This window comes from Sphingobium chungbukense, assembly GCF_001005725.1.
GTDB classification, from domain to species: Bacteria; Pseudomonadota; Alphaproteobacteria; order Sphingomonadales; family Sphingomonadaceae; genus Sphingobium; species Sphingobium chungbukense.
This window is the reverse complement of sequence record NZ_LBIC01000007.1, coordinates 1-22,549: the sequence shown is the minus strand read 5'-3', so window position 1 is coordinate 22,549 and position 22,549 is coordinate 1. Positions and strand designations below refer to the sequence as shown.

The 22,549-nt window shown below is 62.3% G+C and carries 19 protein-coding genes and 1 tRNA gene; 11 read left to right on the top strand and 9 right to left on the bottom strand.

Annotation, left to right across the window (positions count from 1 at the left end; translation table 11 throughout):
• Nucleotides 1–27 precede the first annotated feature (27 nt).
• Nucleotides 28–104: transfer RNA gene (locus YP76_RS14960), tRNA-Met, on the top strand.
• Nucleotides 105–281: 177 nt separating this feature from the next.
• Nucleotides 282–1,535, top strand: a complete 1,254-nt coding sequence (locus YP76_RS14955; RefSeq protein ID WP_046764441.1) for a tyrosine-type recombinase/integrase — start codon at nucleotides 282–284, stop codon at nucleotides 1,533–1,535.
• A gap of 54 nt (nucleotides 1,536–1,589) precedes the next feature.
• On the opposite strand, the gene YP76_RS14950 is transcribed toward YP76_RS14955, so the two are convergent.
• Nucleotides 1,590–2,246, bottom strand: a complete 657-nt coding sequence (locus tag YP76_RS14950) for a lytic transglycosylase domain-containing protein (protein WP_046764440.1) — start codon at nucleotides 2,244–2,246, stop codon at nucleotides 1,590–1,592.
• A 124-nt stretch (nucleotides 2,247–2,370) separates the two neighbouring features.
• On the opposite strand from YP76_RS14950, the gene YP76_RS14945 reads away from it, so the two are divergent.
• The 3 genes from YP76_RS14945 (at nucleotide 2,371) to YP76_RS14935 (ending at nucleotide 7,368) form a co-directional block, all read left to right on the top strand.
• Nucleotides 2,371–3,300: a DUF7146 domain-containing protein gene (locus YP76_RS14945; protein ID WP_046764439.1), complete on the top strand. Its 930-nt coding sequence runs from the start codon at nucleotides 2,371–2,373 to the stop codon at nucleotides 3,298–3,300.
• Nucleotides 3,301–3,340: 40 nt separating this feature from the next.
• Nucleotides 3,341–5,815, top strand: coding sequence for a strawberry notch-like NTP hydrolase domain-containing protein (locus YP76_RS14940; protein WP_046764438.1), 2,475 nt, complete (start codon nucleotides 3,341–3,343; stop codon nucleotides 5,813–5,815).
• 248 nt (nucleotides 5,816–6,063) lie between these two features.
• Nucleotides 6,064–7,368, top strand: coding sequence for a hypothetical protein (locus tag YP76_RS14935; protein WP_082737013.1), 1,305 nt, complete (start codon nucleotides 6,064–6,066; stop codon nucleotides 7,366–7,368).
• Here the strand turns inward: YP76_RS14935 and YP76_RS14930 are convergent.
• The 3 genes from YP76_RS14930 to YP76_RS29390 are packed head-to-tail and all read right to left on the bottom strand — an operon-like array spanning nucleotide 7,358 to nucleotide 10,166.
• Nucleotides 7,358–8,374: a tyrosine-type recombinase/integrase gene (locus tag YP76_RS14930; protein WP_046764436.1), complete on the bottom strand. Its 1,017-nt coding sequence runs from the start codon at nucleotides 8,372–8,374 to the stop codon at nucleotides 7,358–7,360. The two genes, YP76_RS14935 and YP76_RS14930, sit on opposite strands and share 11 nt — an antisense overlap.
• On the bottom strand, nucleotides 8,371–9,285 hold the full coding sequence (locus YP76_RS14925; RefSeq protein WP_019053427.1) for a tyrosine-type recombinase/integrase: 915 nt from the start codon (nucleotides 9,283–9,285) through the stop codon (nucleotides 8,371–8,373). Before YP76_RS14925 ends, YP76_RS14930 begins: the two co-directional genes overlap by 4 nt.
• Entirely contained in the window at nucleotides 9,279–10,166 is an 888-nt protein-coding gene (locus YP76_RS29390; protein ID WP_456320443.1) for a tyrosine-type recombinase/integrase, read from the bottom strand. The genes YP76_RS14925 and YP76_RS29390 overlap by 7 nt, the downstream gene beginning before the upstream one ends.
• A gap of 141 nt (nucleotides 10,167–10,307) precedes the next feature.
• Here YP76_RS29390 and YP76_RS29385 point away from each other — a divergent pair, with 141 nt between their 5' ends.
• The 4 genes from YP76_RS29385 (at nucleotide 10,308) to YP76_RS14905 (ending at nucleotide 13,925) form a co-directional block, all read left to right on the top strand.
• The gene (locus tag YP76_RS29385) at nucleotides 10,308–10,712 is read left to right on the top strand and encodes a hypothetical protein (RefSeq protein WP_456320442.1); all 405 of its coding nucleotides are present in this window, start codon (nucleotides 10,308–10,310) and stop codon (nucleotides 10,710–10,712) included.
• Nucleotides 10,713–10,807: 95 nt separating this feature from the next.
• Nucleotides 10,808–12,727: a strawberry notch C-terminal domain-containing protein gene (locus YP76_RS14915; RefSeq protein WP_408640445.1), complete on the top strand. Its 1,920-nt coding sequence runs from the start codon at nucleotides 10,808–10,810 to the stop codon at nucleotides 12,725–12,727.
• Between the two features lie 53 nt (nucleotides 12,728–12,780).
• Nucleotides 12,781–13,194: an MbcA/ParS/Xre antitoxin family protein gene (locus YP76_RS14910; RefSeq protein ID WP_046764433.1), complete on the top strand. Its 414-nt coding sequence runs from the start codon at nucleotides 12,781–12,783 to the stop codon at nucleotides 13,192–13,194.
• Nucleotides 13,191–13,925: an RES family NAD+ phosphorylase gene (locus YP76_RS14905; protein ID WP_046764432.1), complete on the top strand. Its 735-nt coding sequence runs from the start codon at nucleotides 13,191–13,193 to the stop codon at nucleotides 13,923–13,925. The genes YP76_RS14910 and YP76_RS14905 overlap by 4 nt, the downstream gene beginning before the upstream one ends.
• Before the next feature lie 65 nt (nucleotides 13,926–13,990).
• Here YP76_RS14905 and YP76_RS14900 read toward each other — a convergent pair whose 3' ends face one another.
• The 5 genes from YP76_RS14900 to YP76_RS14880 form a co-directional block, all read right to left on the bottom strand.
• Nucleotides 13,991–14,638 (bottom strand): DUF6933 domain-containing protein, encoded by a 648-nt coding sequence (locus tag YP76_RS14900; RefSeq protein WP_232307575.1) that lies wholly within the window; start codon nucleotides 14,636–14,638, stop codon nucleotides 13,991–13,993.
• 87 nt (nucleotides 14,639–14,725) lie between these two features.
• Nucleotides 14,726–16,147, bottom strand: a complete 1,422-nt coding sequence (locus YP76_RS14895; RefSeq protein WP_046764881.1) for an SAVED domain-containing protein — start codon at nucleotides 16,145–16,147, stop codon at nucleotides 14,726–14,728.
• On the bottom strand, nucleotides 16,140–16,604 hold the full coding sequence (locus YP76_RS14890; protein WP_046764880.1) for a Mov34/MPN/PAD-1 family protein: 465 nt from the start codon (nucleotides 16,602–16,604) through the stop codon (nucleotides 16,140–16,142). Before YP76_RS14890 ends, YP76_RS14895 begins: the two co-directional genes overlap by 8 nt.
• Complete coding sequence (locus tag YP76_RS14885; RefSeq protein ID WP_046764430.1) at nucleotides 16,582–18,270, bottom strand: ThiF family adenylyltransferase; 1,689 nt, start codon at nucleotides 18,268–18,270, stop codon at nucleotides 16,582–16,584. The genes YP76_RS14890 and YP76_RS14885 overlap by 23 nt, the downstream gene beginning before the upstream one ends.
• Nucleotides 18,267–19,283, bottom strand: a complete 1,017-nt coding sequence (locus tag YP76_RS14880) for an SMODS domain-containing nucleotidyltransferase (protein WP_046764429.1) — start codon at nucleotides 19,281–19,283, stop codon at nucleotides 18,267–18,269. The genes YP76_RS14885 and YP76_RS14880 overlap by 4 nt, the downstream gene beginning before the upstream one ends.
• A 362-nt stretch (nucleotides 19,284–19,645) precedes the next feature.
• On the opposite strand from YP76_RS14880, the gene YP76_RS14875 reads away from it, so the two are divergent.
• Together YP76_RS14875 and YP76_RS14870 are read left to right on the top strand one after the other, a co-directional pair.
• Nucleotides 19,646–21,634: a ParB/RepB/Spo0J family partition protein gene (locus YP76_RS14875; protein WP_046764428.1), complete on the top strand. Its 1,989-nt coding sequence runs from the start codon at nucleotides 19,646–19,648 to the stop codon at nucleotides 21,632–21,634.
• A 167-nt stretch (nucleotides 21,635–21,801) separates the two neighbouring features.
• Nucleotides 21,802–22,549, top strand: a 748-nt coding sequence (locus tag YP76_RS14870) for an ArdC family protein (protein WP_046764427.1), incomplete at its 3' end; no start/stop codon positions are given.

Here is a 22,549-nt window from a genome sequence, read left to right as displayed (position 1 = left end):
AGGGCACTGCCCGGCGGATGCCCATGGGGCGGAGTAGCTCAGCTGGTTAGAGCAGCGGAATCATAATCCGCGTGTCGGGGGTTCAAGTCCCTCCTCCGCTACCATCTCCTTATCCGGAAGCTTCCGACAGCTTCCGCATTTTTCCAAAAATCGAAAGAAAAGCAGAGGGTTGCGGGTGATTCGCGTCCGCATGTGCCCATGGCCTTCCACATGCAGCCAGATTTGGTGTGGGGGTATTTTGGGGGTAGTTTTGCGGTGTATCGGAAAGGAGCGATACCCCCATGCCTCTGACGGAGACTCAAGCCAAGAATGCAAAGCCACGCGAGAGAGCGTACAAGCTTGCCGACAGCGAAGGCTTGTTCCTGCTCGTCCAGCCGAACGGCACGAAGCTTTGGCGGATGAAATACCGATTTGCAGGCAAGGAGAAGTTGCTGTCGTTTGGCGCTTATCCGGCGTTGGGGATCGCCGCCGCCCGGGACAAACGCAAAGCGGCCAAGGCGCTCCTTGCCGAGGGCAAGGATCCAATGAAGGCCAAGAGGGAGGTTATATCGGAGAACGGTGACACCTTCTACATGGTGGCGAAACGTTGGCACGAGAACCGCCAGTCGGCGTTGAATCCGGCACATGCCGAACGTGTCTGGTCACGAATGGAGCGGGACGTGTTCCCCTCCCTAGGACAGAGGCTGATCCATGAGATCACTGCCCCCGAGGTCCTGGAGATGATCCGCAAGATTGAGATACGAGGCGCGCTGGATATCAGTCGGCGTGCCAAGCAAGGGGTAGGGCAGGTCTTTCAGTTCGCGATTGCTTGCGGGCTGGCATCCAGCGATCCCACTGTTCACCTTAGTGGAGCCCTCAAGCCCCGGCCCAGGGTGAAGCACATGAGCCGCCTTCCTCTTGATGAAGTGCCTGCGTTCCTCGAAAAGCTCCGAGCATATCAAGAGGAAGGTGACCGGCGCTCGGCAATCACCCGCGATGCGGTACTATTCGCCTTGCTTACCTGGGTCAGGACAAAAGAGCTTCGACTGGCTGTCAAATCCGAATTTGAAAATCTCGATGGTACGGAACCCGTTTGGCGAATTCCGGCTGCGCGCATGAAGATGGGGCGTGAACACCTTGTGCCACTCTCCGCTCAGGCCGCACTCATTGCTAGAAAAATGGTATCGACGGCGACCGGTGATCACCTGTTTCCCGGGACCCACCCAGACAAGCCGTTGTCTGAAAACACGATGATCTATGCGCTTTACCGCCTTGGCTATCATAGTAGGCAGACCATCCACGGCTTTCGAGGGCTCGCCAGCACATGGGCGAACGAGCAGTTGGTTGAGTTTGGCAAGCCAGCGATGTGGATCCGGAAGTACCATGAGGATTGGGTCGAGATGCAGCTCGCTCATTCAGAGAAGAATGATGTGCGGGGGGCTTACAACGCGGCAGAGTATCTCGCACCCCGCCGGCGAATGATGCAGGACTGGGCTGATTTCCTCGATGGGCGCAAGGTGCTCGACATCAGGAAGGGACGAAAGCGGGCTGCGTGACGCCCGTGAGTAGAAGCATTCAATCCGATCAAGTGCCACTCGGTGCAGTTCGTACTAAAACTGCCAGTGCCGCAGGACGTCGCGGACATATCCGGGTGTTTCGCCATTGCGGGGAATGCCACCTGCGCGTTCAACTGCCCTTGGACCGGCATTGTAGGCAGCGACCGCAAGGTGAACCACGCCAAACCTGTCGAGCATCTGCCGGAGATACCGCGCAGCGCCGAAGATGTTAGCCATGGGGTCAAATCGGTTGAAGACCCCGAGTTCCTTTGCCGTTGCGGGCATCAGCTGCCCAAGGCCCGCGGCACCCGCCGGACTGACCGCCAAAGGGTTGTAGCGAGATTCCGTCCAAACGAGCGCATCGAGCAGGCCCGCGGGCAATGAGTACTTCGCTTCTGCCGCATAGATGTGGGGAAGGTAGCTTGCTCGCCTGAAGCCGGATGGGCCAGGTTGGGGATTCCGCTCGTATCTGTAGGGCAGGTTGACCCGACCAGTTCGCGGCACAGTCACAACAGGCGCCGGGCCGTCTTGGGCAGATCGCCAGAGCCCATGCTCGACCAGCTGGAAGCCATTCGATGTTTCAGCAATCCGAATGCCGTCGGAGTGGCTGGCGGTTGCTTCGATTGTTGCTGGCGTTGGCAACTCCTGGGCACTGGCCGGGATAGCAGAGGTGATCGCGATGCCTGCGATCAAGAGAGTTTTGATTGTCATTTCTCGATCCTTGTCTAGTCGAATCGAGTGGGAACATATAAAGAACAACCGACGTAGGAAATTGGTTTGGCTCAAGTGCAGAGCGGAGGCTGCGCGGGGAGGGCACCTCAACCGGAGTAGGTCGATGCCCCCGTTAGACAAAGCTCATCAACTCGAACGCCGAGCCCGCACTATCGTTGAAAGCCTTCAGGGTACATGGAGTCGGGGCAAAGGCATGTGCTGCTGCCCCGCGCACGACGATCGAACTCCGTCGCTGAGTGTGACCTTGGGGCGCAAAGCCATCCTGTTTCACTGCTTCGCGGGATGCCTGAATGAGGACGTCATTGCGGCGCTGGATCGCCAAGGCGTTCGCAGCCGCGACCTTTTCAACGCTTCAGACGCTGAGACCATCGAAAAGCATAGATATCGCGACTTCAGTCCCAATGCGCGGCGCTTGTGGCAATCGGCGACGGCGAGCTCCGACAGCCCTGCCGTACAATACCTTGCGCAGCGCGGTCTTCTGCGCGGATCCGATCAACTCCGCTACCTAGCGCGCACGCCGCTCGGGCCGCGCGGCGCTGTCCAATTTCTCCCCGCGATGCTGGCCGCAGTAACAACCGACATTGGCATAATCGCGGTACACCGAACGTTTCTCGACTTGGCGAGCGGCAAGCTTGCCGCTTTCGAGCGGCCCAAGCGTGCGCTTGGCACCCTTGGCTGTGGCGCCGTCAGACTGGTGCCGCCGGTGCAAGGGCGTCTTGGACTTGCCGAAGGTTTCGAGAGCGCCCTGTCAGCCATGCAGCTGTTCGGAGTCCCGTGCTGGGCAACGCTCGGGAATGAGCGCTTCGGTCTCGTTTCCATTCCGGAGAGTGTCCGCGAGCTTTTCCTGTTTATCGACAATGATGCCGGAGGCGCTCTCGCCGAGAAGAGAGCGCTGAAGGCTTACGCTGCACCTAGTCGTGTCATCCACTCACGAGTTCCGGCCTCGCCCGGTTTTGACTGGAACGATGAGCTGAAGTCCCGGCTTGCCCGTAAACCTGACCCGTTGGGCAGAGGGGAGGGGGCCTTCGGCTGATTGAGGCCTGCCCGGCGCAGGACCTCGTCAGGAGGTTCCCATGTCCAATTCTTCCCTCGCTTTTGCATTCGATGAACCATCACCGCCCGCTGTTGCGACGGCGGCCCAGGTCATGGCTTCAGAGCTCGCAGCAGGCCGCGCGCTGTCACGCAGCGACGTGACGCGTATCATGAGCGAGCACTTCGGGGGCAGCGATGCTCTCGGGCGTTGGTCGGTGCGTGACGCCCACGCAGCTCTAGAGCTGGCACAGGTTCAATACCTGCAAGCGTGCGATCAGATCCAGCTCTCGAGCCCGATCGACGAGGCGGAACAGTTCTTCTTCTCCCTCGATGACCGAATTCCGACCCAGACCAATCGCAGCGACGAGCAGATCGAATGGCAACAATTCGCAACGCCGCCGCGCCTTGCTTGGCTCGCTGCCCGGGCTTGCGCGCTGGTCGCCGACGAACTCGTGCTCGAACCCTCGGCCGGTACCGGTATGCTCGCAGTCTGGGCGACCAAAGCCGGCACGCACCTTGCCTTGAACGAAATCTCGCCGCTGCGCCGCGACTGCCTGACTGCTGTGTTCCCGGCTGCCCACGTGACCGGACATGATGCCGAGCTGATCGACGAATTGCTCGATCCGGCCATCGCACCGAGCGTCGTGCTGATGAACCCGCCGTATTCTCATGGGATCGAGCGGGGCCACGATGGCCGCACCGGAGCGAGGCATCTGCGCTCGGCCTGGAACCGGCTTGCCCCCGGCGGGCGGCTGGTCGCGATCATGCCTGAATGGTTCGATTGCGCGCGGTTTCTGGCCCGGGCGAAGGGGCCAGTGTCGATGCGGCTCAATGCCGCGGTCGAACGTGCCTTCATCAAGAACGGCACCGGGATCACCACGCGGCTGCTGGTTCTCGATAAGGTGGAAGGCGTCAACGAGCCCGTCGCTATTCGCACGAACGAGTTCCGCCAGCTGGTCGATCTTGTCGATGCCTTGCCTGCTCGCGCCAGCAGGCAGGCTATCGCTGAACAATCGACTCTTCCGGCTCGTGCGCCGTTCCGTCTGCTAACCGCGCCACGCAGACCACCCCCGGCCCCGTCAACGACCACGCGAGCCGCGTCGATGACCATCGGCGCATTGACCTACGAGGCGCTTGAAAAACCTGCGCCGCTTGGAGCCCAGGTCGGCCACTATCTGCCCTATCGCCCAAGCAGGATCGTGATCAATGGCGCGGCCGGGCATCCAACGCCGCTCGTCGAGTCCGTCGCCATGGGGTCGATTTCGGCACCCAAGCCGGACGCGGTGCCGCAGCTGCCTGACGGGCTTATCGTCAAGGGACTGCTGTCTGCTGCCCAGGCAGAGACCCTGATCTACGCCGCCAGCGCTCACGCCCGCGATTTGCATGGCCGGTTCGAGCCCGAGGACAAGGGCTGTTCGCTCAAGGCCTCGGCAGAAGGTCAGGTCTACCGGCAGGGCTATTTCCTCGGGGACGGAACGGGTACCGGGAAGGGCCGTCAGGTTGCGAGCGTCATTCTCGACCGCTGGGTGCGCGGGGAACGCCGCCATATCTGGATTTCGAAGAACGAGGCGTTGCTCGAAGATGCCCGGCGCGACTGGGCTGCGCTTGGGGGCCTCCCGATCGACATCCAAGCTCTAGCGTCCTGGAAACTCGGCACCCCCATCGCCATGCGCGACGGGATCCTCTTCGTCACCTATCCGACCCTTCGGTCTGGGCGGAGCGATGCAACACGTCTCGACCAAATCCTCGCCTGGGCCGGTGAGGAGTTCAACGGCGTGATCGTGTTCGACGAAGCGCACGCCATGGCCAATGCTGCCGGCGGTGAAGGATCGCGGGGCAAGGTCAAGGGATCGGAGCAGGGCATTGCCGGTGTGCGCCTGCAGAACCTCCTGCCCCGGGCGAGGGTACTCTACGCTTCGGCAACCGGTGCATCAGACGTCAACAACCTGGCCTATGCGACGCGCCTCGGGCTCTGGGGTCCGGAGACCGCCTTCGCCAATCGCGAGGCCTTCGTTGCCGACATTCGCGACGGCGGCATCGCCGCGATGGAACTCGTCGCGCGGGACCTCAAGTCGCTCGGCCTCTACACCGCCCGGGCACTTTCGTTCGCTGGTGTCGAATACGAGATCCTCGAGCATTGCCTGACCGAGGATCAGATCTCGGTCTACGATGCCTATGCCGAGGCCTGGGCGATCATTCACGCCAACCTGCGCGAAGCGCTCGAGGCCACACGGATCGTTGACAGCGAGACCGGGGGCACGCTCAACTCGGGTGCCAAGTCGGCAGCGCTGTCGATCTTCGAGGGAACGAAGCAGCGCTTCTTCGCGCAGCTGCTTCTGTCTATGAAGCTCCCCAGCTTGCTGCCCGCGATCGATACGGCGATTGCCGATGGTCACGCTGTGGTCGTCCAGCTGGTCTCGACGGCAGAAGCCATGCTCGACCGGCGGCTTGCCGACCTCTCCGACGAGGAGCGCGAAGCGCTGGAGATCGACCTGTCCCCGCGGGAATATGTGTAATGTTGAGCTCAACATTAGATATATTCTTTGCAGTCGCAGTTTATGTCGAGCGTGGCGGCGGGAGGCGCAGGTTTCCTTCGGTTTTCCATGATTTCACTCCAGATAATTGCCTGACAAGGTTGAATGCTGGGGCCGTTAGGATTGTCGGCACCGCTGGAATGGTGCAGGTTGTAGAAAATCCCCGAGGCAGTCGTTCGTCGCTTTCAATCGAGGTCCCGATGCAAGGCTGTCCGCCATGGAGATCTGCCATGCCGAACAAACTGCCCAAGCGCCCCATTATCGTTTTTCTCGCAGGGATTTTTCTGGGCTTGCCCGGCGTCGCAGGCGCAGTGACATTGACGTCATTAAAAGGCATGGATCTCGAAGGAAGCTATGGCTCGTATGCGCCGCGTGGCGATTGCTCTCGAGGGGCGAGCCTTGAGATCAACGAAACCGGCTTTACTTTCAAAGCGTCTGGTCAGACTGTAAAAAGCACCCGGTTTGAGTACGCGGCTTCGTTTCTTGGCCCGACCTATGAAGGCGTTAGCGCGGTCTTTTTTCCTTTTCCTGTCAATGCCAACGATTTCGGACGCGTGATCTTGACGGTCAATGACGACGAAAAGCGAGGCGTAGTCCGCCTTGAAGCAGACGTCGCGCCTGGACAGCGCCTGGATCCGTTCAAGTCAGCGCTCGTGTCGCAATCCCCACTGCTCTTGTGCAAGGGGTCTGGGCCGGCATCTGCTGCTTCAAAAGCACCTCTGCAAGCAAGGCCAGTCTTGGGAAAACCGACGCCGCTAGCCTGGACCAATCTTGCGAGTTCCATAGGAAAATTCCAAAGTGATTCCGATCCCAACGGAATAGATCTTTTGACAAGTGGTCCGATAGCTGACGCGATACGTTCGCGTTTGGGCCGCAAAATAGACCTGCTGGCCAGCAATCTTTCGGCGATATCCGGTCTCCAACGACAAGGATCTCTCTATTGGGTTACGGGAAATGCGCCGCATCAAGGCGGTGTAGAGCAAGCCTATGTTTTGCTTGATGCAAATCGCCGTGCTGTTCAAATTGGCCTTTGGGAAAAGGGAAAGTTGACGGTCTATGCGCCTCAAGGAGGCCGCTTGCCCGTGCCCCAGGACATTGCTCGCCTGCTTATGGACAGCCCACCTGAGGACGCAGTGCCGCTGCCTGGGACTGCTTGGGAGGTCGTGCCGGTCCAAGGTCGCGCCCCAATGGCCTATGTCGATGTAGCTGCTTCGCCAAACATCAAGTCGTTTAGCCTGTTTTGTGAAGGCAACCGCCCCATGATGGCCATGCTCCTTAACAAGCCCGCGACGGTGCCGCGCGTTACGGTTACATGGAATTTTGCTGGTCGATTAATTGACATTCCGACCGGCCGCGCGAACGCTCAGAGCACGTTTTGGCAGGCCAACCTCACTGGTTCCCAACTCATTCCGATGCTTCTCCGTCAAAACGGTTCGGTTATGCTACGCATCAACGGCCGCCTCGAAGGCGAAGCTTTGTTGGCGGGAGCGCCACTGGCGCTTCGAACTGCGATGCGGACCTGTGTCAAATTTTGACATGACCTCCTGCACGTATTTCCTGAAGCATTGATAGTAGATCGTCGCTTTGCGGCTTGAAGCGCCCGGGCCTGATGGCGGGTGCGCCGTGAGCCGCGAGGATTTGCAGCTTCTCCTCGGGATCGGCGCGCAAATAGGTCTCGGTGCTCTGGATGCTGGCGTGGCCGAGCCACAATGCAACCTTGCGAATGTCCCCGGTCGCCGCGAGCGTGTGCATCGCACAGGAATGCCGCAGCACGTGCGGCGTAACCCGCTTGCCAAGGATCGACGGCTGCTTCGTTGCCGCGGTCTTGACGTGCTCGGCCAAACGGAACGCAAATCCGTCGCGGGTCATGGGCTGCCCGTTGGCATTGAGGAATATCTCGGCAGCTTGCGCGTCGGGCCGTATCGCAAGCCACGCGCGCAATACGAACTGGGTCTCTTTCCAGAGCGGCAGGACCCGTTCACGCCGACCCTTGCCCATGATGTGCACGGTGGACAGGGAGCGGTCCGGGAAATCGCGCAGCTGCAGCGTTACGAGTTCCGACACTCTCAGCCCGCCGGCATAGGCCAGATGCAGCATCGCGCGATCGCGGGTGCCAAGGCGTGTCCGGGGATCCGGGGCATCGAGCAAAGCCTTGATCTCGGCCCGGTCGAGGTAGTCGATCAGCGCCTTGTCGGTCTTCTTGGTCGGGATCGATCTGACGCGGAGGGCCAGATCCAGGCAGGCCGGAATCCGATACTCGATGTACCGGAAGAAGGACCGGATCGCGGCGAGCCTGCCATTGCGGGTCCGCACACAGCTGCCGCGCCCGGTCTCGACATGGTCCAGGAAAGCCATGATCATGTCGGGGCCGAGATCCTCGATCTCAAGATCGGTCGGCCGACGCTTCAGCCGATCGGCAGCGAACTGAACGAGGAGGACGAAGCAGTTGGCATAAGTCTTCATTGTGTGCGGGCTGACAGCACGTTCGCGTGGCAGATGCTCACGCAGGTATGCCGAGAGATGCGGAGCGAGCGCCGTCATGCCGCCTCTCCCCGGTAAAGCTGCTCGCTCGCAGCCGCAATGTCGCGCAGCAGCACCGGAGTGGCCTCGAGATACCAGTACGTGTTGGCGACCGACGCGTGCCCCAGATAGACACTGAGACCGGCCATGTGGTGAGCGATGGCCTCCCTGTCAGGTGGGCAGGACTCAAGGGAACGGACAGCGAAGGTGTGCCGCAGATCGTGGAGTCGCATGCCCGCCGTACCGGTTGGTCCACGATATCCGAGCTGCCGGGCCAATCTGACGAACACGACGTGGGCGCGCACCTTGTGCGGTGCCCGTCCCCGGATAGTGACGAACAGGTCGTTGCCCCTGGCCGCGTGCTTCTCGCGGAGGGCGAGATAGGCTTCGAGTGCTTGGCGCGTCGATGGCTGCAAGGCAATCAGCCGCTGCTTGCCAAACTTGCCGTTGCGGACGATCAGGCCATCCTCGACCAGATCTTTGCATTGTAATGCGAGGGCCTCGGAAATCCGGAGACCTGTCGCCGCCAGCAGCCCGAACAGGTAATGGTACGTGTGTGGGCTGATCGTGCCTTGGGGTGGAACGTCCAATGCAGCAGTCATGATCGCCCGCACCTGGTCCGGCTCAATGATGGTCGGCGTCGGGCGTGGCCGCTTGCCCCGACCGAAGACGCCGGCAGGCGGAACTTCGTGGCCTGAATCTTCGGCGTGAGCGAAAAGGCTGAAGTTACGTGCGGTGTCGAACCTCCGGCGGGCCACATATTGTGAGCTCGACGTATGGCACCAGTCGTAGATGCGCTGGACCTGAGTGTGCCGATCGCCGAAACCCCCGGCGTAGGCGGCGTACAGGCGCAGCATGCGTTCCTGTTCAGAGAACTTCAGCCCGAGGCTGCGATGCAGCGCCACGTATCTGGAAATGTGGATGTTCAGCATGACTGTTCTCCCGGCCAGGGCTGCGCGATCTTCATGAGCATCGGCAGATCGACCTTGGCGTAGATGGCAGTGGTCTCGGGCGAGCTGTGACGCAGGATGGTCCCGACGGACTCCAGGCCTGCGCCCGCGCGCAGCAGGTTGGTGGCAAGCGAATGCCGGAATATGTGCGACCCGGTCGGCACTCCTTCGATCCCACCGCGGTCGCGCGTACGAGCGACGATGCCCGCTATCTCAGCGGACGAGCGGAATGGCCGAAACGGTGCTTGTGCACGCAGGAACAGATGCTCTTCGGCGGCCTTCGGGCGGGCTGCCGCAAGATATGCCAGGATCGCGTCGCCAACATCCTGCGGCAATGGCAGGCGGTCCGGTCGACGCGTCTTGCCCTTGACCGTCAGGTGGCCGGATCGCCAGTCGATGTCGTCGAGACGCATGTTCTGAATATCGGCAGCCCGCAGGCCGAGCCTGGCGAGCAGGAGAATGATGGCCTTGTCCCGGACTTCCACCGGACGATCTGTCGGACAGGCCGCAATGATCCTCTCGATCGTTGCCGGGTCGACGTGGCGCGGCAGCGTCGAAAGGCGGTAGCGCTGTACTGATGGAACTGCATGCAACAATGCCGGCCGGCACTCGCCACGCACGACCAGAAACCGGATGTAGCTCCTCATTATCGTGACGAGCAGCGATGCCGACCCCGGCGTCTCCTTGCTTCGTCGTTGGAATGCGCTCCTGAGTCCGGCGGCATCCCATTGCGAAGGCTCGCCCAGCATTGGCATGAGCCGTCTGATATCGGTCCGGTAGCGCCGGATCGTCTCGTCCGTGGCGCCGCGGTGTTGCTTGAGCCATGCCAAGTAAGCCGACATGTGCGGGTCATCGTCCGCCACCGGTTCAACCAATGGGATGGCGCCCCGGCCTCGCAGGAACTCGACGAAGTGCCGTGCGCATCGCCGCCGCCGCTTGGTGCCCGTTGCGACCAACTTGCCCCGCTTGCGCCAGACCGGGCATCGGCAATCATGCGCTGCATAGTGGTCGATGATCGTGTCATCGATATCGATCCATTGGTGCCGCGCCATGCGAAGCCAGGCCACGAAATGCTCGGCCTCGGACCGATAGGCCTGTGCCGGTCCCTCGGCAAGTTGCAGGCGATCGATCGCATCGGAATAGTCGGCGAGGTGCCGTGGCAGATCGTCGATCCCGTCGTCGACTTCGACGTAGCCTTGATCTTCCAGGAACCGGACGAAGCGCCTGACCCTTGCTGCTTGGTCAGCCTTGTAGTGCGCTTGCTGCGCCGAATACCGGTGGCACCGGCACCCATGCTTTTCGAACCGCCGGACAGCCCGATCGTCAATCGTGCGGATGGCGATCCTATGCAGGCCCAGCCAATGCAGGAAATGGCGGACCGCCGCGCCATACAGAACCGCACAGCCTGACTTCTCGTCGAGCGACTGAGAGGAGAGGAATGTGGTGAGAAGGGTGCCGTGACTGGGCGGGTCTTCGACCCGGAGCGGGGCCGCTCGAAACGGCAATGATGATCTTGATCGCATGTTGGTTCCTTCGACTTGTTGAGGTCGAGGGAACCGTAATTATCTGGAGTGAAATCATGGAAAACCGAAGGAAACCTGCGCCTCCCGCCACCACGCTCGACATAAACTGCGACTGCAAAGAATATGTGATCGACTATCTCGCCAAGAGCTTTCCTGTTCGTCTGATGGCGGTGTTCACCGACGAAAACGGCAATCCGCGCTCCGAGCCGATGACTGACGAGGATGGCGCACCTGTGCTGTGCCGCTCCGCGCTGGCCGCGCGCGACCGGATGATCGAACAGCTCTGCGCCCTGCCGCCGATTGCTACTGCGCTCGATGCCATCATCGAACGGTTCGGCGTTGACCAGGTGGCGGAAGTCACCGGTCGCACACGTCGGCTCATCGTCGGCCGCGACGGTCGCCAGAAACTCCAATCCCGCTCGCCGCGCGCCAATGTGGCCGAAACCCAGGCCTTTATGGACGGCGCGAAGCGCATCCTGGTGTTCTCCGATGCCGGGGGAACGGGGCGCAGCTACCATGCTGATCTTGCCGCCAGGAACCAGGCCCGCCGGGTCCACTTTCTGCTCGAGCCGGGCTGGCGAGCTGACGCCGCGATCCAGGGGCTTGGCCGGACCAATCGCACCAATCAGGCATCAGCCCCGCTGTTCAGACCCGTGACGACCGATGTGCGCGGCGAGCGCCGGTTCATCTCGACGATCGCGCGGCGTCTGGACAGTCTTGGCGCTCTGACGCGCGGACAGCGCCAGACCGGCGGGCAGAACCTCTTCGATCCGGCCGACAATCTCGAAAGCATCTACGCCAAGGAGGCGCTCCATCGCTGGTTCGGCCTGTTGTTCACCGGCAAGCTTGAAGCGGTTAGCCTGGGGCGCTTTCAGGAACTGACGGGCCTGCGGATCGAAGCGCCCGATGGTTCAATGGTCGATGACCTGCCTTCGATCCAGCGGTGGCTCAATCGCATCCTGGCGCTGCCTATAGCGCTGCAGAACGCGATCTTCGATGAGTTCATGGGGCTGGTCGAAGCCCGCATCGATGCCGCCCGGCAGGCCGGCACACTCGATCTCGGCCTCGAGACCATCGCAGTCGAGGACTTCACGGTCCTGTCTGACACGCTGCTGCGCACCGATCCGGCCTCAGGTGCAACCACCCATCTGCTGGAACTAGAGATCGCCAGAGCTTTGAAGCCGCTTACCCTGAAGCGGCTCGAGGAGCTCCACGGCCTAACCGGGCAGCGGCAGCGACCGGTTCGGAACGCCCGCTCCTGTCGTGTCGCGCTGCTTGTGCCCGCTCGCGGTATTCTTGCCGATGACGGAACGCGGGTGGCCCGCTTCGAATTGCTGCGTCCGCTGAAGCGCAGTCACATCACCGAGGATCAGCTCGCTGAGAGCAGCTGGGAGGACATCTCCATCGACGCTTTTCGCGAGGCCTGGGCCGCCGAGTTGGAAGAGGCGAGGACCAGCCACAAGCGCGAGCGCCTCTATCTTGCAACGGGCCTCCTGTTGCCGGTCTGGGACAAGCTCCCTTCGGATTTCGTGAGGGTCAGCCGTATCTCAGCGGCCGATGGCCGTTCACTCCTCGGCCGCGAGGTTCCGGCCCATTGCGTGCCGGATCTCTGCCGCGCGCTGGGTCTCGAACGCGACCAGACGTTGTCCGCCGATGACATTTTCCAGACCGTCCTGGCGACAGGTCGGGCCATGGAATTCGCGGGCCGCGAGAAGCTCATGGTCAAACGCAGTCTGGTCAATGGTTCACAGCGAATTGAGCTGACCGGTTGGAGTGCTGCACGCCTCGACTGGTACAAGGCTCAAGGCTGCTTCACCGAGATCATACGATACCAGACCCGGCTCTTTGTGCCGATCGAGGGCGCGGCGGGCGTGATTGCGAGATTGGCGTCATCGGTATAGGGCATTGCCAAATGGCATTAGTTATAGTATATGATGCCATATGGAGAAATGCCATGCTGGCTCTGCAACCCGTTGATACTGCCGTTACCGCCTTCCGGCCCGATCCGATTACGCAGGACGAGGCAGCTGCCATGTTCCGGGCAGTCCTCAATCTGTTCGGCAAATGGGAACTGACCGATGAGCAGGCTGCCACTCTGCTCGACATGCCGGTGCGTTCCTATCGGCGATGGAAGGCGGAAGGCCCCGGGCGCGTTTCGCGCGATGGCCGCGCTCGTCTGTCCAACCTTTTGGGGATCCATAAGGCGCTCCGGATCATCTTCTCGGAACCGGCTCGTAGTTATGGATGGATCAGGGCTGCCAATGACGCATTCGGTGTTTCCAGTGCGCTCGACGTGATGCTGGGAGGCGAACTCACCGACATCATGCGGGTGCGTCGCTACCTTGACGCCGAGCGTGGTGGCTGGTGAGCGGAACAACGGATATCCCCGTTTCTAGAGTCGAGTGGAAGGGCGCTGTCAGGATCATTCGCAGTGCCTTTCCGCCGATCGACCTGTTCGAAGACATCGCTGATCCCGCCGACTGGCCACTGCTGATCTCGGCGGAGCAGAAGACCAATCCTCGCATCATGGCGACTATTGGTAACCTCGACCTCGTTCCGGTCGACCGCCGCGTCGGCGGCAACGGCGCCTCCTACCTCATGGCGCCATTCACCCACGTTAGCACCGATCGACCGAGCCGATTTACGGCTGGCAGCTACGGCGTGCTCTACGTTGGGGACCGTTTTGAAACCGCACTGTTCGAGACGATCCACCATCACGCCCGCTTCATGGCCCGAACCCACGAAGCGCCTGGCTGGACGTCGCAATTCCGGGAGATCGTCATGTCGGTCGATGCAGACCTCCATGATTTGCGAGTTCCGGCGGGGGAGCCAGTTCCGGCGCTCGATCCCGACAGTTATGCCGCATCTCAAGCGCTCGCGCGGCACCTCAGGGGCGCGGGATCGGACGGGATTGCCTACCCGAGCATCCGGCATCACGGAGGAGAATGTGTCGCGCTCTTCTACCCCGACTGCGCGTTAAACCCGCTACAGGGGCGGCACCTCGACTATCACTGGGACGGGGCGCACGTTGACCTTATCCGTGATGCCGGATCGGGCGCTGTCTTCCGGATTGTCGATTTGCCGCCCGATCTCGTCTGACGGCATGAGTTGGGCTTCCGGCCGAGTACTGTAGGATCTCCGAGTACAGTTACCGGCCAGCAGTCTCAAATCTGCGAAGCAGCCTTCACGAGTTTGTCGAGGGCCTTGTCCGGCGAAACTGGTCCCTTGTACAGCGGGCTACACGGTGTCTCCGCAAGCTTGGCGGAAATCGCCAGAAGGTCGTCGTCATCACCCTTCTCATAGGCATAGGCAGCCAGCCAGAATTCGGCCTGCTTAACGAACTCATTGAGGATGCCAACAACGCTCCGATTCGCAGTCTTTGCGTACCGGACCTGGTCCATTCGCCAGACTTCTTGCGCGATGAATTCGCTTGGGGCGCCGTACTCTTTCAGGACAAGAGCCAGCTGCGCCGGGAAGCGTCGAGCAAGCGTGGCCGCTGGAGCCAGCGGCATTAGCACGGGAAGAAGTGTGCGCTCAGAAACCAGCAAAGCTAATTGCGGCTTCCAGAACAGGACGGTGGCGTACCAGTTGCCCAGCGCCGTGTCGCTTTGCCCAGGCACAGCGACTTCCGGTTTGATCCGATCGAGTAGCTTTTTCGTGCAATGGAGGTGGAACATCACGGCGGACGATAGTTTTCGGCGCTCAGTGAGTCCATCGATGCTAATGGCCTTGCCATGGGGATGGCAATCTCCGCGACCGTAGCGGTTGCTTAGCCACTTTTTTGGGTCGTGTGAAACCTTCCCGTCTTTCATTCGCACCTCCGCCCCCGGGCGTTCGCAGCGGACCGAGTGGGCAAGCGAGCTTATGGCATGGGTCAAGATCTCGTCCGCCACTCCTGATCACAAGAGCGCAGTTGGCTCATAGTGCCTTTCGCTCGTCACATATTCGTGAAGCTGGGTGGGCGGCATCGCGTTCCAGCGGTGGCCAAGCGCGACGGCGAAGGCTGCGGGGCCGGCCAGATAGAGCCGTATTTGTCGTGCACCGAGCCGCGCGACCGCCATATCTACCGTCCGCTTGACTAGCGAAACACTCGCCTGCGCCGCTCTCCCCGAGGCTATCGCCTCTGGTAAATGAAGGCCTAGCACCGCCTCCGCCGCAATTCCCGCTGAGGCCTCAAGGTCGGCAGACGGGTCGCGCAGTACCCCGACCGTGACGATGAGAGCGTCGCCTTCCAGTCGAGAGGGCTGATGGATACGCCACGGTGGAGCAGGCTCGCCAGTCGTAGGGCGATCGTCAGTCCACCAGCTGCCAGCGCGTGTCTGGATTTCGAGCTCGAAACCATGAGCGGACCGTAACGACCAGCCGACCGCTAACGCTGTGCTGAGCCGGTAGGAACCACTCAACGCGACTCTCGACATAGTATGTGCGCGCAGCCATCGCGCCGTGCGGTCAAGCGGACCAAGCAGCTGCTCGGCCCAGATGTCCGGGGGCGGGAAGCCGGCATCGCCGCCCGAGAACTGGCTTGCGTCCAATTCCAGCGCGGTCTCATCGGCTTCGTTGCGATCGGATCGAATGTGGAGCGCACAAACTTGCCCGAGTGGAAGCGGTTTGCCCAACGTCTGCTCCATCGCTCTTCTTAGGTCTGAACGGCCGAGCGGGGTGCCAAGCGAATGGCGTGCGAGGGAGGATAGCACCTCGAACGTGTCGGCAACTTTGCGGGACGGTGCTTCCAGTGCCGGGAAGGCTTGGTCGAGCGCGGCGCCGAAGGTGGCGAGCGCGGTGGCGGCGTCGGGCAGGCTGCGCTCACTCACTTCGACCGCGGACGCGACGAATTCACCGAGTTCCAGGCCATAAGTTTCGACAAGACTATGACGTAGTGCCGCATCGCTCGCCGCCATGATGTCCGCGAAAGGCGCATAGAAGGGCCGTGCCCGGCGTACGCGAAGCGGGTCCCGAGCGAGCCAAGCGAGTGTTGGCGGCAACCGCGGCGTGACCAACGCGTGGATGCGCGTCGCGTTGGGAAACCGCTCTTCAAAGCCGTGGAAGGTCTTGAGTACGTCGCGGATCTCGCCTGGTGAAAGCGCGCCGGCCTTAGCCTGATAGCGTTCGAGCAGACGATGGCGGGGAGACTGGGGTGCGAAGAAGCGGGCTTCCAGATCTTCAAGTCCTTCGAAGATTATTTCCTCGAAGGCCGGGTTGGCGAGCCATGCGGGTAACCGCGCGAGGCCGTCCCAAAGCTGATAGTCGAAACCGCCTTGGGCGATCACGCCCCCCATGCCGCGGGCATCGGTCAGGGCCGGCGCGGGAGGTTTATCAGACAACATCCATCTCCAGATTGGCCTCGAATTCATTGCCCTGAGGATCAAACACCCAGCTGGCCGCCGAAAGTGTGCCGCCGTCAAGCCGAACGATCATTAGCACCGCGAAGCTGCCGGCGAAGCGGGCATCACCCACCAGCGCCCGCATCGTCGCGATGTCCGTGCCGCTTGGATGCACCGCGAAGCTCGGATGGCTGTGCCATTCGCCAATGTAATTGTAGCGTGTGTAGCGATGCTCGGTGCGATTGAAAAAGTGCATCGCATCGCGTGCGGCCTGCAGCAGATCGACCATAAAGCGCGCGAAGCTGCCGCGACGCGCCTGGATGGTGAGCTCGGTCACGTCGAAATCGGACGGCGCAAGCTGCTCACCGAACAGCTGTCCGCCGATCTCGCGCTTGCCGGCCTTCTCCAGCGCCGCGACGAGCCTGGCGGTCTGATCAACCGCCAGCCTTAGCCGCATCGAGCCATTCCTTGAATAAATCGAGTGCGAAGGCCCGGGCCTCGACATCCTCTCCGCTGGTGCCCGGACACCGTTCGCCGACGCTCAGCCGGATCGTGTGACCATGGCCGTCGAACAGCCAGTGCCTGCTGTAACCGAGAAGGAGCCAAGCGGAGTCCGACGGAGCGGGCGCTCCGTCGACGATGTCTAGGACGACGCGCGCCGCATGCCCGGCGGTCATGGTGACTGCGGCATCGTCCGCAACGATCGGCGCACCGTCGCCGGCGAGCATCTCGTAGCGCCGGGGACCGGGCTCTGGCGGGGCCACGCCTTGCTCATCACACCAGGCAAGAAAGGTCGCCCGCCCATCGACGAACGGCGGATCTCGTTCGGGCAGCGCCGTCGCCACAAGCGCGCCAAGCCCGCCCTCGAAGACCTCGACCGACACGAACGGGCGCTCGTTCGCGTCGGCAAGAGCACCGAGGAAGAGCGCAGTTGCCGGATCGCCGGTGGCGTCGACGATGACACTGCAGTCGGCAACGGCCTCGACCTGCCAAGCGTGTGATTTGGCCGATCGCTGCCAGTTGAGATTGTTGTCGACCACGCGGATGTCGGCGCCGGGCGCGATGGCAAGAAGGCGGCGCTTGAGGCCATTGACTTTGCGGAACCCTACGTCGCGCCACTCGAGCGCGTGCCGCTCGAGATTGTCAGGGAGGAGTACGTCTCCGTCGATTAGCGTCAGGAGGCCGAGGCCGGATCGGACCAGCGATTCGGCGAGCTTGGAACCGATAGAACCCGCGCCAACGATCGCGACGCGCTTGCACTCAGCCGCTGTCGATCTCGCGGACCGCGCACCGCTCTCGTCCGGAAGCACAAGAATCCGGCGACGGTGTGTGGCGCCATCCGCCATCAGGTGGAACCCGGCAATGTCCGCCTCGCCCGTGAAGAGAATGATGGCAGCGTTCGTTTCGAGGACCAAGCTGGCCATATCCGGCTGCAGGTCGGCAGCTGCCACCAGCGCGGCCCGATCTGGCACGCCTGCGGGCGCAGACCGGGCAGAGACAAATACCGGAATATCGAAGCGCCAGTTGTGGATGTCTGCGCCTGGCGGGCGGCGAAGCAAGAGCCGGTCCTCGGCGTCATGGACGAGAATCGGCCAGACTTCGTCAGCCGCCATCCAGCGCAGTCCCACCAAGTCCAAGGCGATTCCCGCTTCTATCCGCTCGGCGCACCGTTGGCCGATCAGGACGGGATTGAGGCCCCAGTCATAGGCCTGGACCTGTCCAATCCGATGATCCGAAGGCGCGCGTTCGCCGCCTTCGCCCAGCGGGTCCTCGGTCACTAGCAAATTGTGTGCGCTACGTAGCACATCGGACCCGGTCGCTTCTGCCGTCCAATTGTCCGGTCGCAGCTCAAGGCAGAGCACGCCCTTGCCATATTGATGAGTGGACCAGCGCGCCTCATCCTGCGGCTCGACCCAGGGCGGGACCTGCGGAAACTGGTCAGGATAGATCAGCTGGACCGGATAGCGCCGCCCGTGGGCCGAGATGATGGCTTCGGCAGCGAACCGCGCGTCGTCGAACTTCCATCGGGTGAACTCCAGCCAGTCCTCGTCGCGCGCCAGCGCTTCGACCGCCGCGCGCTCGGCAGCGAGCCGGGCAGAGTCGGTGAGCCACCAGAACCTCAAGCGAAGCCGCGCGGCTTGGCAGGAGGCGCAGCCATCGCATCGGGGAAGGTGTATCCGGCGGCCACCGGCGCCGCTGCGGCGAACCCGCCATAGGTCGAGGCCTTGGCTGGCGTCGCAGTGGCCTTGAAGCGATCGCCGAACACCCGGCGCCACTGCCGTGTTGCTTCCTCGATATCGTCGGCGTCCTGCGCCCGGCGGGCGATGCCGGCATAGACGCGAACCTTCTCGATGAATTCCGTCCACTGGGCGACCGACACCTTTCCCAAGATGTCGTTCGAACCATCCGCGGGGTCGGCGATGAATGGCTTCTGGCCGATCGAGGCATGATAGCCATAGGCGTCGTAGATATTCTCAAGCAGTTGAGCGAATGCCTCGCCGTAATGCGTCTCGCCGGTGGGCGCGTGCAGCCCGACGAGCACTTCGAGGACGAAACCCTTGGGGCGCCGACCGGTTAGCGGGTTGATTCGCCGCCACCATTTGAACAGCTTCACGAGCGGCTTGAACCGGCCACCGAACCGCGTGTTCTGCGCCGAACTCCAGCTGGTGTGGACCGGGGGATTGGTAAACTTCCAAGTGCCCGTGTCGCGGTCGGGAATCATGTAGCCGTTCCATGTCGATGCGACCGGAACGATGTCCATCTCCGCCTGCCAGGTCTCGACCCGCACCGAGCGTTTGTTGATTCGCTCGACCTCATAGCCGTCGCCGCCGTCTTCGAGGGCCTTGCAGACCTCCTTCAGCACCGTGTCGGGATGGTCGTCGGTCGAAAAGTTCGTCACGATGATGATGTCGACATCGGGCCGCTCCTGCCCATTCGACGTCGAGCGCGGGCGGATGGCAGAGTCGCGAGCATAGCTTCCTGAAAGGAAGCTGGTCACATATCGGTCCTTGAACTTCGCCTGCGTGCGCAGATGGTCGCGGATGCCGGTGTGGCCGCCGGACGCACGCGTTTTGGTCGTCGTGCTCGGCTCTATATCCTGCAGCAGTTCGCTGAATCGCGTATTCGGAACGGGCATGAATCCCCCCAAGGTGTTCCCTATTCGTTTCAATATGGGAGTGCTCCTTTGGTCGCGCAAGATGCACGCTTCAAACTTGGTGGAAAGCTGTCGTGCACAATGGGGTAGAAGTTGCGGCTCAAGATTTTGATTTGCGGCATCGCCCGACGGAGCAGTCGCGCATCGGCGAAATTAGGTCAGCTGAACGATTGGCGCGAAAAGCATACAATGTTCCAGAGTCCGCAACCATGATCATTCGTCATTGCCCGCTGCCATCGGCAGGTTTGCTGCGAACGTATTAAGAGTGGAGTGGGCTTTGCCCTGATCGAGCCAGTTGGGCGTCGAAGGTCGATGCACAAGGCTCTCAGTCAGGAGTGTGTCCCATGATCAAGTCGATCCCGCTGAACAAACTCGTCCAGTCTCCCCGCAATGTCCGTCGTCACAGCGATCCGGCGGCAGATGCCGAACTCAAAGCTAGCATTGCAGCGCATGGATTGCTGCAGAACCTGCTCGTCCGCCCCTCTGCCAAGGGCAAATTCGAGGTCGAAGCTGGGGAGCGTCGTCGCCGAGCGATGCTCGCGCTGGCAGACGAAAAGATCCTCGCCCGCGATCATGAAGTGACTTGCCTCGTGCTCGAGGACAGCGGCGAAGCTGCGGTCGAGACCAGCCTCGCCGAGAACTTCCACCGCCTCGCCATGAACCCGGCCGACGAAGCCGAGGCCTTTGCAACGCTCGTGTCTGGGGGTGCGACTGTCGAGGATGTTGCCCGCCGCTTCGGCCTGACCGTCCGCTTCGTCGAGGGCCGACTACGTCTTGCGACGCTGGCACCCGTCGTGTTCGAGGCGCTCGCATCCGGTGACATCACTCTCGACATCGCCAAGGCCTTCGGCGCGACCTCGGATCAGGACATTCAGACCCGCGTCTTCGAGCAAGTGTCCTCGGCCTACTATGCCCCCACTCCGGACAGCGTCCGGCGCATGGTCCTTTCCGGGACCGTGCGGGGCAGCGATCCGCGCGCCCGGCTCGTCGGCCGCGACGCCTACATTGCTGCCGGCGGCCGGATCGAGCGTGAGCTGTTCGACAACGACGACAGCGAATCCTGGATCGATGTGGCGCTGCTCGAGAGCCTCGCAGCGGCAAAGATGGAAGAGCAGGCCAAAGCCCTTGCCGCCGAGCAGGGTCTCGCCTGGGTCAAGCCCACGCTCGATCCCTATGCCAGCCACGACCTTGTCGAAGGGCTGGTCCGGCTTCCCGCCGAACCGGCGACGCTCACCGAAGCGGAACTGGCAAGGCTCGACGAACTCGATGCCTCCTATGACGAGCATGCGGCAATCCTCGAGGATGAGGACAGTGCCGAGGAAGCCGTGGCAGCGGCCGAAGCGGCTTGTCTGGCCATCGAACGCGAATGCCAGGAAATCCGGGCCCGGCCGCCCGTCATCGCGGCCGAACTCAAGGCCGAAGCAGGTATGATCCTGGTGCTCTCGCGCGATGGCACGCCGGTTCTCCAGCCGGTGTTCTACGGCGAGCGTGAGGCTGAACCCGCCGAAGCCGACGGCGGGATCGAAGTCATTCCGGGCGATGACGGTTCGGAAAGGCGCCGGATCACCTTGTCCAAGCGTCTGGTCGACGAACTGGCCATGCAGCGCCGCGATGTTCTGGCGCTGCATGTCGCCTCTGACCCCGGGCTTGCGCTCGACATCATGGTCTTCACCCTGGCTGATGCCGATACGCACGATTGGCGGACGCGCCCTTCGACCACGCTGCGCGCGCCTGTTCCGGCAGGCCCGATCATCGGCTTCGAAGCCAAGGATGCTCCGGCGAGCAGCGGGCTTGCCGAGCTCAGGTCCAGTCTCGACGAAAGCTGGCGCGCTGCTGACGATGCAATGTCCCGCTTCGATCTGTTTCGGGCGCTGTCCGATGACAGCCGCGCCGCGTGGCTGGGCCATGTCGTTGCCCGGTCGCTCGAGGCCAGCCTCAACATGGCCGGTGAGCGTCAGCTGCCATTCCAGGATCATCTCGGCAGCCTGATCGGCATCGACATAGCGCAGTGGTGGCGTCCGACGGCGGCCAATTACTTCGATCGGGTGTCGAAGCAGGTGATCCTCAATGCGCTGACTGATGTCGGCGGTCTCGAGCTCTCCTCCCGCTTTGCCGCGGTCAAGAAGGGTGACCTCGCGATGAGTGCCGAACGCGTATTCGCCGGCACCTACATCACCGAGGTCGAAGTACGCGAGAAGGCCCTGGCCTGGGTGCCTGAGGTCATGCGGTTTGCCTCCGCTGCCCCGGAGGCTGGCGAAGCCGAGATCGACGCCACCGACGCTGAGCCCGGTGACGATACCGAAGATCAGTCCCCCCGCGAGCTGGCCGCCTGACCTCCTCCTGACAGGAAAGGCCACTCGCACCTCGAGAAGCGGTCCTTCGGCTCACGCCGGAGGGCCGCTTCCTTTTTGAAAGCAGAGCAGAGGGGGCTCGGGAACCTGCGGCACTGACCGGCGAACCCGTCGCCGACTGTCCAGATGCCTCAATCAGGAGAACCATCATGGCCTATCTCAAGCGGCAGGGCAGCGGCGTGTCGCCCGCCACCCGCATCACCCAGGAAATCATCGCCCGTCTGGAGGCAGGCACGAAGCCGTGGATCAAGCCGTGGCGCGGTGTCCCGGTATCCCGGCCCTTGCGGGCCTGCGGGATTCCGTACCGGGGCATCAACGTGTTCTGGTTGTGGATGGTCGCCGACATGTGCGGCTACGCCTCGCCGTTCTGGATGACCTACAACCAAGCAAAATCGCTCGGAGCCCAGGTCCGCAAGGGTGAGAAGTCGACCATCGCGATCTTCTACAAGAGCTACACCAAAGAGGTGGAAGCCCCCGACACCGGCGAAAAGACCGACGAGGCCCGCCGGGTGCTGAAGGCCTATCCGGTCTTCAATGCCGATCAGGTCGAAGGTCTGCCCGAGCGCTTTCATCCGGCTGCAACGCTGGAGCTGGTCGAGCCAGATGGGCGCGAGGTCGAGCTCGACACCTTTTTCGCCGCCATCCCCGTCAACCTGCGTCACCGGGGCTGCGAAGCCTATTACGAGCCGACTGCGGATCGCGTCACGATGCCGCCGGCCAGCCTGTTCAACGGTTTCGATCACTACTACGCCACGCTCGCCCATGAACTGTCGCACTGGACCGGCCATGCGAGCCGTCTGGGACGTGATCTCAAGAACCGCTTCGGCACTTCCGCCTACGCCGCCGAGGAACTCGTCGCCTTATCTGGACAGTCTGCGCCGCCCGCAACATTGCAGT

Bases quoted from the DNA above. Each gene is read 5' to 3' on its own strand.
- YP76_RS14955 (WP_046764441.1), top strand. From the start codon at position 282: ATGCCTCTGACGGAGACTCAAGCCAAGAATGCAAAGCCACGCGAGAGA.
- YP76_RS14950 (WP_046764440.1), bottom strand. From the start codon at position 2,246: ATGACAATCAAAACTCTCTTGATCGCAGGCATCGCGATCACCTCTGCT.
- YP76_RS14945 (WP_046764439.1), top strand. From the start codon at position 2,371: ATGCCCCCGTTAGACAAAGCTCATCAACTCGAACGCCGAGCCCGCACT.
- YP76_RS14940 (WP_046764438.1), top strand. From the start codon at position 3,341: ATGTCCAATTCTTCCCTCGCTTTTGCATTCGATGAACCATCACCGCCC.
- YP76_RS14935 (WP_082737013.1), top strand. From the start codon at position 6,064: ATGCCGAACAAACTGCCCAAGCGCCCCATTATCGTTTTTCTCGCAGGG.
- YP76_RS14930 (WP_046764436.1), bottom strand. From the start codon at position 8,374: ATGACGGCGCTCGCTCCGCATCTCTCGGCATACCTGCGTGAGCATCTG.
- YP76_RS14925 (WP_019053427.1), bottom strand. From the start codon at position 9,285: ATGCTGAACATCCACATTTCCAGATACGTGGCGCTGCATCGCAGCCTC.
- YP76_RS14915 (WP_408640445.1), top strand. From the start codon at position 10,808: ATGATGATCTTGATCGCATGTTGGTTCCTTCGACTTGTTGAGGTCGAG.
- YP76_RS14910 (WP_046764433.1), top strand. From the start codon at position 12,781: ATGCTGGCTCTGCAACCCGTTGATACTGCCGTTACCGCCTTCCGGCCC.
- YP76_RS14900 (WP_232307575.1), bottom strand. From the start codon at position 14,638: ATGAAAGACGGGAAGGTTTCACACGACCCAAAAAAGTGGCTAAGCAAC.
- YP76_RS14890 (WP_046764880.1), bottom strand. From the start codon at position 16,604: ATGCGGCTAAGGCTGGCGGTTGATCAGACCGCCAGGCTCGTCGCGGCG.
- YP76_RS14880 (WP_046764429.1), bottom strand. From the start codon at position 19,283: ATGCCCGTTCCGAATACGCGATTCAGCGAACTGCTGCAGGATATAGAG.
- YP76_RS14875 (WP_046764428.1), top strand. From the start codon at position 19,646: ATGATCAAGTCGATCCCGCTGAACAAACTCGTCCAGTCTCCCCGCAAT.